The sequence below is a fragment of the Xanthomonas cucurbitae genome, assembly GCF_002939885.1.
Lineage (GTDB): Bacteria > Pseudomonadota > Gammaproteobacteria > Xanthomonadales > Xanthomonadaceae > Xanthomonas > Xanthomonas cucurbitae.
Genome location: NZ_MDED01000061.1, coordinates 1 through 11,666, shown reverse-complemented (window position 1 = coordinate 11,666; position 11,666 = coordinate 1). Strand labels below are relative to the sequence as shown.

General features: G+C 66.0%; 12 protein-coding genes. 4 read left to right on the top strand and 8 right to left on the bottom strand.

What is annotated here, in order from left to right:
* Positions 1-78: 78 nt before the first annotated feature.
* The 6 genes from XcuCFBP2542_RS18050 to pyrE form a co-directional block, all read right to left on the bottom strand.
* On the bottom strand, positions 79-702 hold the full coding sequence (locus XcuCFBP2542_RS18050; protein WP_104605537.1) for a suppressor of fused domain protein: 624 nt from the start codon (positions 700-702) through the stop codon (positions 79-81).
* Positions 703-749: 47 nt separating this feature from the next.
* A complete protein-coding gene (locus XcuCFBP2542_RS18045; RefSeq protein WP_104605535.1) occupies positions 750-1,058 on the bottom strand; it encodes a helix-hairpin-helix domain-containing protein in 309 nt (102 codons plus the stop codon).
* 35 nt (positions 1,059-1,093) lie between these two features.
* Positions 1,094-2,023, bottom strand: a complete 930-nt coding sequence (locus XcuCFBP2542_RS18040) for a ParB/RepB/Spo0J family partition protein (protein WP_104605533.1) — start codon at positions 2,021-2,023, stop codon at positions 1,094-1,096.
* Positions 2,023-2,820 carry a ParA family protein gene (locus tag XcuCFBP2542_RS18035; protein ID WP_104605531.1) on the bottom strand — a complete coding sequence of 266 codons (798 nt, stop codon included), beginning with the start codon at positions 2,818-2,820 and terminating at the stop codon, positions 2,023-2,025. The genes XcuCFBP2542_RS18040 and XcuCFBP2542_RS18035 overlap by 1 nt, the downstream gene beginning before the upstream one ends.
* A gap of 111 nt (positions 2,821-2,931) precedes the next feature.
* A complete protein-coding gene (locus tag XcuCFBP2542_RS18030; RefSeq protein ID WP_170067025.1) occupies positions 2,932-3,591 on the bottom strand; it encodes a hypothetical protein in 660 nt (219 codons plus the stop codon).
* A 25-nt stretch (positions 3,592-3,616) separates the two neighbouring features.
* Complete coding sequence (gene pyrE / locus XcuCFBP2542_RS18025) at positions 3,617-4,276, bottom strand: orotate phosphoribosyltransferase (RefSeq protein ID WP_104605529.1); 660 nt, start codon at positions 4,274-4,276, stop codon at positions 3,617-3,619.
* Between the two features lie 159 nt (positions 4,277-4,435).
* Between pyrE and XcuCFBP2542_RS18020 the strand changes: the two genes are divergently transcribed.
* The 3 genes from XcuCFBP2542_RS18020 (at position 4,436) to XcuCFBP2542_RS18010 (ending at position 7,059) form a co-directional block, all read left to right on the top strand.
* On the top strand, positions 4,436-5,236 hold the full coding sequence (locus tag XcuCFBP2542_RS18020) for an exodeoxyribonuclease III (protein WP_104605527.1): 801 nt from the start codon (positions 4,436-4,438) through the stop codon (positions 5,234-5,236).
* 241 nt (positions 5,237-5,477) lie between these two features.
* Positions 5,478-6,773, top strand: a complete 1,296-nt coding sequence (locus XcuCFBP2542_RS18015) for an AmpG family muropeptide MFS transporter (protein ID WP_170067024.1) — start codon at positions 5,478-5,480, stop codon at positions 6,771-6,773.
* A 58-nt stretch (positions 6,774-6,831) separates the two neighbouring features.
* Positions 6,832-7,059, top strand: coding sequence for a hypothetical protein (locus tag XcuCFBP2542_RS18010; RefSeq protein WP_104605525.1), 228 nt, complete (start codon positions 6,832-6,834; stop codon positions 7,057-7,059).
* A gap of 50 nt (positions 7,060-7,109) precedes the next feature.
* On the opposite strand, the gene XcuCFBP2542_RS18005 is transcribed toward XcuCFBP2542_RS18010, so the two are convergent.
* Both XcuCFBP2542_RS18005 and XcuCFBP2542_RS18000 read right to left on the bottom strand, forming a co-directional pair.
* A complete protein-coding gene (locus tag XcuCFBP2542_RS18005; RefSeq protein ID WP_104605523.1) occupies positions 7,110-8,243 on the bottom strand; it encodes an anhydro-N-acetylmuramic acid kinase in 1,134 nt (377 codons plus the stop codon).
* A 264-nt stretch (positions 8,244-8,507) separates the two neighbouring features.
* Positions 8,508-9,926 (bottom strand): M23 family metallopeptidase, encoded by a 1,419-nt coding sequence (locus XcuCFBP2542_RS18000; RefSeq protein WP_104605521.1) that lies wholly within the window; start codon positions 9,924-9,926, stop codon positions 8,508-8,510.
* Between the two features lie 171 nt (positions 9,927-10,097).
* On the opposite strand from XcuCFBP2542_RS18000, the gene tyrS reads away from it, so the two are divergent.
* Complete coding sequence (gene tyrS, locus XcuCFBP2542_RS17995) at positions 10,098-11,309, top strand: tyrosine--tRNA ligase (RefSeq protein WP_104605539.1); 1,212 nt, start codon at positions 10,098-10,100, stop codon at positions 11,307-11,309.
* The last annotated feature ends 357 nt before the right edge of the window (positions 11,310-11,666 follow it).

Below are 11,666 nucleotides of genomic sequence, written 5' to 3'. Positions count from 1 at the left end.
CCGCGTCGCCAAAGCTCAGTTGCATCGAAATCGTCCGCTTGGATCGTCGGTCAATTGTCGCAGATCAGGCTGCTTTGTTCAGAGCGTCCTTAGCGCCATTTCTTCCGGATACAGCGGCACGATCGTCATGAACACGATGGTCTTTTCGGTATCGATGACCAAGTGGCCGAACTCTTCGGGTGTGCTGACCGGCGGCAGCACGATCGCGCCGTCGAAGCGCACGCCCGGCGCATACGGTTCGGCCGGATGGCCATTGGGAATGGTGTGGCCAAAACCCAGCCAGGTGTCGAACTTGTGCGGCAGCCGTGCCAGGCTCTTGAGCAGGCGAATCGGCCAGTAGTGGCGTGGGTCTTCAAGGTTGCTTTGCTGCATCGGCCAATCGGCCGGAAGACTCAGCATCAGCTCCACGTACTGCGGTGCCTCCACGCCGTCTGGCAAGGGCATCGGCAAGTCGCTCATGCCCGAGGTCACCAGTCGCAGGTAAGGGGTGTCCTCGCTGGCGGGCACCACATGCACATCCAGGTGCACGGCGTCGGAGATGATCTCGTGCAATACGCTTGAGATCGGCCCCAGATGCTGTTCGATATGCGCGCTGATCTGCTCGATGCATGCCTGGCCACGTGCCGGTGCAAAATCCTTTTCCTGCGCGTGCAGCAGCATCGCGCTGCCGCCCCGGCTGATCTGGTCATATTCTTTGCTCATGCGGTTTAGTGCTCCTGGTGATGGCTGCAACACGTCAGTGACGCGATTCACCTTATGCTGAGCGGTGCTTCGCTGGCGAGCTTGGCCTTGCGTTCGGCGCTGAACGCCCACCACGGCTGCGCCGCGCCGCCTTCCATGAAGCGCACGATCAACAGGAACACATCGATCACGCAGGGGTCGTGCAGCACGCCGGTGCGCAGGCACAGCTGCGCATGCATGTCGTAGGCATCACGTCCGCGCAGCTGCGCAGGCACGCGGATGCCGATCAGGCGCAGATCCTTTTCGCAGGCCGGCCCGACGTTGGGTAGGTCGGTCAGTTGCAGCAGATGCTGGCGGTCCACCTTGGCGGGATTCATTGCCGGCGAGGATCCTGTTGGAGGCGCAACAGCGCTCAGCTGCGCTGCATGCGCAGGCGTTCGAGCACACCGTCCAGCGTGTCCAGATCGGTGTAATGAATCACCAGCTTGCCCTTGCCGCCGCGGCCGTGATTGAACACCACCTTGGTGCCCAGGGATTCGGACAGTTCGGTTTCCAGCGAGGCGATATCCGCCTGCGGCGCCACTGGCGCCGGCTTGCCACGGCGCAGCGCGCCGGGCACCTTGCCGGCGGCAAACTGCTGCGCGCGATGTTCGACTTCGCGCACCGACCAGCCCTGGTCGGCCGCTTCCTGCGCCAGCTTGCTGGCCAGTTCCGGCGCCAGGGTGAGCAGCGCACGCGCATGGCCCATTTCCAGGCGGCGGGTTTCCAGCAGCACCCGGATCGCCACCGGCAATTCCAGTAGTCGCAGCAGGTTGGAGACCGATGCACGCGAACGTCCCACCGCGCCGGCGGCTTCGGCATGGGTCAGCGAAAATTCGTCGATCAGCCGCTGCAGCGCCTGCGCTTCTTCCAGCGGATTGAGGTCTTCACGCTGGATGTTCTCGATCAGCGCCATCGCGATGACGGTGCGGTCGTCCAGCTCGCGCACCACCACCGGTACCTCGCTCAGCCCGGCCAGCTGCGAGGCGCGCCAGCGGCGTTCGCCGGCCACGATCTCGAACTGCCCCGGCGCCAGCGCGCGCGCCACGATCGGCTGGATCACGCCCTGCGCCTTGATCGACTCCGCCAGCTCGGCCAGCTTGACCTCGTCCATCTCCCGGCGCGGCTGGTACTTGCCCGGCTGCAGCTGGGTCACCGCCAAGGTGCGCAGGGTGTCGCCGGGCTGCAAGGCCTGTGCGTCGGCACCGGCCGGTGCCGACGCGGCGGCCGCACCCTTGGGCCCCAGCAGCGCTTCCAGGCCGCGGCCCAGGCCGCGCTTCTTTGCCAGCGGCGGCTTGCTCATCAGACGGTCTCCACGGGCCGGACGGCCTTGTTGCGGTCGTTCTGGCGGCGCACGATCTCGCCGGCCAGGCCCAGGTAGGCCACCCCGCCACGCGAGGTGCGGTCATAGCCCACGATGCTCTGGCCATGGCTGGGCGCCTCGGCCAAGCGCACGTTGCGCGGCACGATGGTGCGGAACACCTTGTCGCCGAAATGCTCGGTCAGCTCGGCCGACACCGCGTTGGCCAGGTTGTTGCGGATGTCGAACATGGTGCGCAGCACGCCTTCGATCTCCAGCGCCGGGTTGAGGTTGGCGCGCAGCGCTTCGATGGTTTCCAGCAGCGCAGTCAACCCTTCCAGCGCGTAGTACTCGCACTGCATCGGCACGATGATCGAATCGGCGGCGGTCAGCGCGTTGAGCGTCAGCAGCGACAGCGCCGGCGGGCAGTCGATCAGGATGAAGTCGTAGTCGTCGCGGATCGGTGCCAGCGCGCGCTTGAGCCGCTGCTCGCGCTCGCCCTGGTCCATCAGCTGGATTTCGGCAGCGGTCAGGTCGATGTTGCCCGGCAGCAGGTCGAAGCCTTCCGGCGCGGTCACCCGGATCTCGGCGGCAGTGTTTTCGCCCAGCAGCAGGTCGCAGGTGGAGGCGGCCACATCGCGCTTGTCGATGCCGCTGCCCATGGTGGCGTTGCCCTGCGAGTCCAGATCCACCAGCAACACACGCTTGGGCGCGCGCGCCAGGCCGGCCGCCAGATTGACTGCCGTCGTGGTCTTGCCGACGCCGCCTTTCTGGTTGGCAATGGCGATGATCCGGGCCATGCGGGAGAGCCTCGTGGGCAAGGAGTAAGACCAGCCATTATGCGGGCAGGGCGTCGGATCGGGAAATGCCGCCCGCAGCGGCGGCGCGCGCGCGGGAATGACCGCTGCGGGTCAGCCGGCAGGCGCGGCGGCGCCGGCCGGCGCCTGCATGGCGCGGTAGCGCTGCAGGATATCGGTGATCTCCCCGTCCAGCGCCACCCGTTGCTGCTCGAAGCTGGTTTGCAGGCGCAACTGCGCCAGCAGTTCGCGATGGCGTTGCTGGATGTCGCCGGCCAGCTTGTCGGCCACCGCCTGGCCTGCCAGCTCACGGTCGCCGGCGGCGCGCAGCAGGCTGGCCAATCCCTCACGCAGGCTGGTCACGTTGAAGCGTGCGGTGTGGATATTGTTGTCCACGATGGCGATGCGCTCGTTGAACACCCGGCGCAGGTCGTCCTCGCTTTGATACGACATCAGCATCGCCTGGTCGGTGCGCTTGCGCATCTGGTCGGCGGCCAGGTCGGCCTGGCGCTGCTGTTCGCTGGCCGCAGCGGCGGCGCGCTCGTCGCTGTTCATGGCCCGCTGCACCTCGGCGCTGCGCAGCCCGCTCTTGGCGTTGAACTCGTCGCGCGCCTGGTTCACCGCCTCCGGCGGCAGCGTATCGCTGCACACCCGGGCGCCGTTCTGGTTCCAGCAATACAGTTTCTTTGCCGCCTTGTCCTGCGCGGTGGCAGGCGCGGCGGCGAGGGCCGCCATGACGGCGGCGAGCATGGCCAAAGATATGTATTTCGGCATCATCGCAGCCCCCTGTCGCCTGCCGTCAGCCCGTGGTGTCGGTTCCATAGCGGCCACGATAGGCCAGCAGCGGTTCCCGGTAGCCGACAAGGTCGGCGTTTCCTGCCGCAAAAGCAAGCAGATCGGCGAGGTTGGCCACCGCGATCACCGCAATACCGGCCTCGGCCGCCACCGCCTGCGCCGCCGAGCGATGGTCCTGCTCGGAGGCGATCTCCTGCCGGTCCAGCGCCACCACGATGCCGGCCGGGGTACCACCGGCCGCGCGGATGATGGCCAGCGCCTCGCGGATCGCGGTGCCGGCGGTAATCACGTCGTCCACGATCAACACTTTGCGTCCGGCCAGCGGCGCCCCGATCAGGCTGCCGCCCTCGCCATGGTCCTTGGCCTCCTTGCGATTGAACGCCAGCGGCAGATCGCGGCCGCGTCCGGCGTAGGCACAGGCCAGCGCCGTCGCCAACGGGATGCCCTTGTAGGCCGGCCCGAACACCAGGTCGAACTCCACCCCGGCCGCGTCGATCGCATCGGCGTAGCACTGCGCCAGCTGCGCCGTCTTGGCCCCGGAATCGAAGCGCCCGGCGTTGAAGAAATACGGACTGAGCCGCCCGGACTTGAGCGTGAACTCGCCAAAGCGCAAGGCATCGGCGTCCAGGGCCAGCTGCAGGAATCGGGTGCGGTGGTCGGTCATGGGGGGGAATGGGGAATGGGGAATGGGGAATGGGGAATGGGGAATCGGGAATCGGGAATCGGGAATCGGGAATGGTAAACGCATCGCGCGCCAGCAGCCTTCCAGACGTCCGTGGGGTAGGCTTTACGATTCTCCATTCCCGATTCCCCATTCCCGCCCATGCGCATCATCAGTTTCAACGCCAATGGCCTGCGATCGGCCGCCAGCAAGGGCTTTTTCGACTGGTTTGTCGCCCAGGACGCGGATGTGCTGTGCATCCAGGAGACCAAGGCCCAGGAGCACCAGCTGGCCGGGCCCCAATTCCTGCCGGCCGGCTACAAGGCCTGGTTTCGCGATGCCAGCACCAAGAAGGGCTACAGCGGCGTGGCGATCTACGCCCGGCGCGAACCCGACGAGGTGCGCACCGCGCTGGGCTGGCCCGAGTTCGACGAAGAAGGGCGCTACATCGAAGCGCGTTTCGGCAACCTCAGCGTGGTGTCCTTCTATATCCCGTCCGGCTCGTCGGGCGAATTGCGCCAGGACTACAAGTTCCAGGTGATGCGGTGGCTGCGGCCGATCCTGGAAGAATGGCTGGCCAGCGGCCGCCAGTACGTGCTGTGCGGCGACTGGAACATCGTGCGCACCGCGCTGGACATCAAGAACTGGAAGTCCAACCAGAAGAATTCCGGCTGCCTGCCGCCCGAGCGCGACTGGCTCAACGGCCTGTGCGCTGATGCGCCAAGCGATGCCAGCGCCGCCGACGGCCGCGGCTGGGTCGACAGTTACCGCGTGTTGCATCCGCAGGGCCAGGACTACACCTGGTGGAGCAACCGCGGCGCCGCGCGCGCCAATGACGTGGGGTGGCGCATCGACTATCAATTGGTCACCCCCGGCTTGCGCGAGGCATTGCAGGCCTGCGCGATCTACCGCGAGCAGCGCTTCTCCGACCATGCACCGTATGTCGTGGATTACGCGCTGTGAGCGAGGCCGCACAGCTGGTCGGCGCGAGACTGGGCGGGAGTGTCGCTACTCGGAATTGGCGCGCGTCCGGTGGCGTGGCGCAGTCAGGCATCACGCGCATGCGGGTGATCGCCCGCCGCAGCGTAATGGCTGCAGATCCTTCAGGGAGCCGATGGTGCGTTTGCGTCAGCCCGGCCCGCGCTGCGGTCGCTGACAATGCCCGTACTGTATCGACCCGCATCCGATCCCACCGGTCGCACGCATGACCGAGCCCGCACCCAAGTACAAAGGCCTGCGCGGCATCCGGCACGCCTTCGCCACGCCATCGGCGGCGACCATGGCATTGCTGGGTTTCGGTAGCGGCCTGCCATTTCTGCTGATCGCCTCGCAAACGCTGTCCACACGGTTGCGTGACGTCGGGCTGGACCTGGGTAGCATCGGCCTGATCAGCCTGGCCAGCTTTTGTTATCAGCTCAAGTTCCTGTGGGCGCCGCTGATCGACCGCTACGCGTTTCCGCTCACGGCCTTTCTCGGCCGCCGCCGCTCCTGGCTGCTGGTCGCGCAACTCGGCGTCACCATTGGCCTGTTCGCCCTGGCATTTTCGCGCCCGGATCTGAGCGTCACCGGTTTGGTCGGTTGGGTGTTGTTCGCCTCGTTCTGGGGCGCCACCCAGGATTCGGTGGTGGATGCCTACCGCATCGAGATCGCGCCGGAAACCGCGCAGGCAGCGCTGGCTGCGACCTATACCCTGGGGTACCGCATCGGCCTGATCCTGGGCGGCGCCGGTGCGCTGTACATGGCCGAATACCTCGGCTGGACCTGGGCGTACCTGGGCATGTCGGCGCTGATGCTGCTGCCGATCGTCACCACGCTGGTGTGCCGCGAGCCCGACCGACCCGACGCCACGGTGGTCCGCCGCGTGGATGTGGCAGGAGCATTCTGGCAACCCATCTCCAGCTTCTTTTCCGGCAATGGCGTGGCGTTGGGGGTCGTGCTGCTGCTGTTCGTGGGTTTGTACAAGTTCCCGGACCAGGTGATCGGCGTCATGGCCGGGCCGTTCTATCTGGATTCTGGCTACACCAAGGCCGACATCGCTACCGTCTCCAAACTGTTCGGTGTCTGGATGGGAATCGTGGGCGCGTTTGCCGGCGGTGCGGCAGTGGCAGCATTCGGCTTCCGTCGCATGTTGCTGGTGGCTGCGCTGGGGGTGGCGTTGTCCAACCTGGCGTTCCTGCTGATGGCGCACAACCCCGGCAAGCTGTGGGCGTTCTATGCCGCGCTCAGCGCCGACAACCTGTTTCAGGGGTTCGCCGGCACGGTGCTGGTGGCCTTCATGTCGTCGCTGACCGACCGCAACTTCACCGCCACGCAATACGCATTACTGGTATCGCTGGCCAATCTGCCGGGCAAGTTCGCTGGCGGCGTGTCCGGGTTTCTGGTCCAGGCCACGTCCTACAGCACCTTCTTCATCCTCAGTGCCCTGACGGTGATCCCGACCCTGCTGCTATTGGCCTGGCTCTGGCCACGCCTGCTGGCACACGACAGGCCGCCGGATTGAAACCGCCCTCAAGGTTGTCGATGATGCCGACGGGGCACTGCATCGCACGAGGAAGGGCATGACCGATCTGGTGTTGCGAGACATCGATCCGCTGCTGGTAGACCGCATCCGGCGCATTTCCGTCGCACGGGGCTGGACCCAGCACCAGACCGTCATGCATCTGCTCGAACAAGGGCTGTTCGCCAGCGAATACGAAGTCACCGGCGGCCTGCAGCATCCGGAAGTCGATGCCCTGGCCGAAGCGATTGCCGCGCTCAAGGCGCTGCCGGCCGGCACCAATCCCTAGTGCGTCGGATTGGCCAGACAGCGCCGGTCATCGCCTCCAGGCAATCCAGCTCATGCCGGATGGATTGCGCCAAGTAGCCGGAGCCCCGCCGCGCCGGTGACCGACGGCAGGTTCGCCGGGCGCCCGGCCAGGAGTTCGGCCGCCAGCCAGGCAAACCCCATCGCTTCCAGATAATCCGGATCCAGCCCATGCCGCGCGCTGGATTCCACCACCACCCCCGGCAGCCGCGCTGCCAGGCGTGCCATCAGCACCGGATTGCGCACACCGCCGCCGCAGACCAGCACCCGGCGGGTCTGCGGCTGCAGCCGCAACAAGGCCTCGGCCACGGTGGCTGCGGTGAGTTCGAGCAAGGTCGCCTGCACATCGGCCGGGTGCAGGCGCGCATCGCCCATCGCCTGCATCACCCAGGCCAGGTGGAACTGCTCGCGCCCGGTGCTCTTGGGCGGCGCCAGCGCAAACCATGGGTCGGCCAGCAACGCCTGCAGCAGGCGCGCATCCACCTGGCCACTGGCCGCGAACGCACCGTCGGCGTCGAACGCGGTGCCGCGATGCTGCTGGCACCAGCTGTCCAGCAGCGCGTTGGCCGGCCCGGTATCGAAGCCCAGTACCGTGCCGTCGCGCGGGATCAGCGTCAGGTTACCGATGCCGCCCAGGTTGAGCACCGCGCGGTCTTCATCGCCCGTCCCCAGCATGGCAAGATGAAACGCCGGCATCAGCGGCGCGCCCTGTCCACCGGCAGCGACATCGCGGCGGCGGAAATCGGCCACCGTGGTCAGGCCGGTGTGCTCGGCGATCCGGCTGGCATCGCCGATCTGCCAGGTAAAGGCCGGATCCCCGTTTGGCCGGTGGCGGATGGTCTGCCCATGCGAGCCGATCGCGCGGATACGTGCGTGCACCACCCCGGCCTCGGCGATGAGCTGGTTGGCCGCGTCGGCGAACGCCAGCCCCACCTGTGCATCCAGCCGCCCAAGTGCATCGATGGCGACCGTCTCCGCGCCCTGGCCCAGCGTAACCAGCCGCTCGCGCAACGCCGGCGCCCACGGCACCGTGATGCCTGCCACCAACGCGCAGCGGCGATGGCTGTCGTCGGCAAAGCGCACCAGCGCCGCGTCGATGCCGTCGGCGCTGGTGCCCGACATCAGGCCCAGGTAAAGCGGGGAGTCAACGTGTTCCAAAGCAGGCATGCCGGAGCCAGAGATGCGCGGCCGTCCAGCTTGTGCAGCCGGAGCAGGGTCGTCAACTGCTCCCGCGTTCGAAAGCGGTGGTCATCGGCTGCGTCCACCTCTGCCGGCACGCCTGGCACCGGCGACGGGGCACTGCTGTCGTGGCGAGATGGCGTGGGAAGCAACCAACCGGTGTCGCCCGTTGTTCACTCCCCGCCGATGGCCGCTCCATTACGGGCGCTGTGCCGCCGGTTTGCCGCCGGCAATCGCAGCGCCTGGCCGCGCTCAGCCGCGCGACTTGCCCTTGGCCGGCTTGCCGGCTTCGGCGTAGATCAGCTTTTCCATCCCTTCGATGCGCGCCATCGCCGGTGCGGTCTGCGTGCGGAAGGCGGCCAGTTCGGCGCCCTGCAACGGCTCCGGCGGCGGCATGGTCACCGACATCGGGTTGCGCTGCTGCCCGGCCACGCGAAATTCATAATGCAGGTGCGGGCCGGTCGCAAGGCCCGTCATGCCGACATAGCCGATCACCGTGCCCTGGTTGATGCGCTGGCCCGCCTTGATCTTGCCGAAGCGCGACATGTGGCCGTACAGCGTGCTGTAATTCTTGCCGTGGTCCAGGATCACCACATTGCCGTAGCCGCGCTGGGTGCCGACGAACACCACCCGCGCATCGCCGGCCGCCATGATCGGCGTGCCCGAAGCAGCCGCGTAATCCACACCCTTGTGCATGCGCATCGTGCCCAGCACCGGGTGCCGGCGCGCGCCGAAGGTGGAGCTGATGCGGCTATACGCCACCGGCATGCGGATGAAGCTCTTCTTCAGCGGCCGGCCGGTGATGTCGTAATACTCGGCCGGCTTGCCGGCGCGCTCGAAGCGGAAGCCGGTGTAAGTCTTGCCGCCGGTGGTGAACGTCGCCGCCAGGATGTCGCCGGTACTGATCCGCTCGCCCTCGCGCCAGGTTTCATCCATCACCACGCTGAAGCGGTCGCCCGGCTGCAGATCCTTGTCGAAGTCGATGTCGTACTTGAAGATCTCGTCGGTCATGATCGCCACCGCCGCCGGCGACAATCCGGATTTGTCGGCCGAGGCGTATAGCGAGCTGGCGATCTCGCCGCTGGCCACCACCGTGCGTTTGGTGGTCGCCCGCTCGATTACGTTCTCGCGCACGTTGTCGCCCAGCAGGCGCAGTTCCACCCGGTGGCTGTCGTCGCGGTCGAAGCGCAGTGCCCGCAACTGGCCGGGCGTGGGCATGTCGAACGCGATTTCCGCGCCCGGGTGCAGCTTGGTCAGCGCCTCCTTGGTGCCGGGATGCGACAGCACCTGGTACATCACCGTGGTCGGAATTCCCAATTCGCCGAACAAGGTGCTCAGCGTCTGCCCCGGCTTGACCTGCAGGATCTCCCACTCGGTACTCGGCGCCAGCTGCTTGCGGCTGGGCACCAGCGGCGGCAAGGGCAATGCCAGCGTGGAGTGGCTGGACAGCGGGGTGTCGATCGCATTGGAGAAACCGGGCACGATGGTCGCCACCATCGCGCCGATGGTGGCGAACAGGCTGGCGTGGATCCAGTGACGGCGAGTCCAATGGCCGTTGAAGGCGGCCGGCAGGTGCGCCTTGAGCTTGCGATGCAGTGCAGTGTCGTGGAGAACATGGAGGCGTTCGTGGAAGCGCCGCTTGCGTGCACGGCCCTGCTCGGAGTTCTGCATCGTTCAATGTCCTCGATGGCTCGAAGTGCGAGCCCAATCGCCGGTACCATAGACAGGCTGTAACAGCGCGTCAAACCATTGAGCCTGTTCATTATTTTCACTTGGCGCGGAATTAACTCGTGTTTAACATTATTCACGTTATTGACGGCAAAGCGCCGCTGGAGTCTGTGGTTGGCCACTATCGAAGAATCCCTCGCCCTCATTGGCCGTGGCGCCGACGAGATCCTCAAGCTCGATCAGCTCGAAGCCCGCCTGAAATCGGGCGTACCGCTGCGGGTGAAGGCCGGCTTCGATCCCACCGCGCCGGATCTGCATCTGGGCCACACCGTGCTGCTCAACAAGATGCGGCAATTCCAGCAGCTCGGGCACCAGGTCATTTTCCTGATCGGCGACTTCACCGGCATGATTGGCGACCCCAGCGGCAAGAACGTCACCCGCAAACCGCTCAGCCGCGAGGATGTGCTGGCCAATGCCCGCACCTATGAAGAGCAGGTCTTCAAGATCCTGGACCGCGAGCGCACCGAGGTGCGCTTCAACTCCGAGTGGTTCGGGCAGATGACCGCAGCGGACATGATCAAGCTGTCCGCCCAGCACACCGTAGCCCGCATGCTGGAGCGCGACGATTTCGCCAAGCGCTTCACCGGCCAGCAGCCGATCGCCATCCACGAATTCCTCTATCCCCTGGTGCAGGGTTACGACTCGGTCGCGCTGAAGGCCGATGTCGAGCTCGGCGGCACCGATCAGAAGTTCAACCTATTGATGGGTCGTGGCCTGCAGGAGCATTACGGCCAGGCCCCGCAGATCGTGCTGACCATGCCGTTGCTGGAAGGCCTGGATGGCGTGGCCAAGATGTCCAAGTCGCTGGGCAACTACATCGGCATCAATGAGCCGGCCATCGACATCGTCACCAAGACCATGAAGATCGGCGATGCGCTGGCCTGGCGCTGGATCGATCTGCTCTCCTTTGAGATCGGCGTGGCCGACGCGGCGCGCCTGAAAGAGCAGGTCGCCACCGGTGAGTTGCACCCGCGCGATGTCAAATTGCGCCTGGCGCGCGAATTGGCCACGCGGTTTCATGACGCGGCCACGGCCGAGCAGGCGATTGCCGGCTGGCACGCCGTGGTGACCGGGCAGGGCGACACCAGCCTGCTGCCCTTGCATGAAGTCGCGGTGCCGGCCGAGGGCCTGCGCATCGCCAGTCTGCTGACCTCAGCCGGCCTCACGCCGAGCAATTCCGAAGCGACGCGCAAGCTGAAGGAGCGCGCGGTCAAGATCGACGGCGAAGTCATCGAAGATGCGGCGCGCCTGTTCGGCCCGGGTTTTGAAGGCGTGATCCAGGTGGGCAAGCGCAACTTCGCCCGGGTGGTGCTGGTCAACAGCTAAGGCGCGCCACGCTGCTGCAGAGCGGCAATCACCAGTGGCTGCCGCTTCCTTTATCAGGAGGAGGCCGCAGCCCCGATGGCCTGTTCAGATCACGAATGCCTGCAGGTTTGCGGAGCAGCGCAAGGTTTCAGGAAAGCTGGTGAAATATTTTTCACAAATGGCTTCCCAAAACCGTTTCGTAGGCATATAGTTCGCCTCCCCCGACGCAACGGACCCGCAAACGCGGCAACAGCGCAGAGGGGTTTGAAAATTCCCTGAAATCTAGGGTATTGACGAAACGCAAAACCCGGCTATGATGGTCGGCTCGCTACACGGAAAGCTGCTTCGGCAGAGTGAAGTGCGGCAGCGGCAACCTCC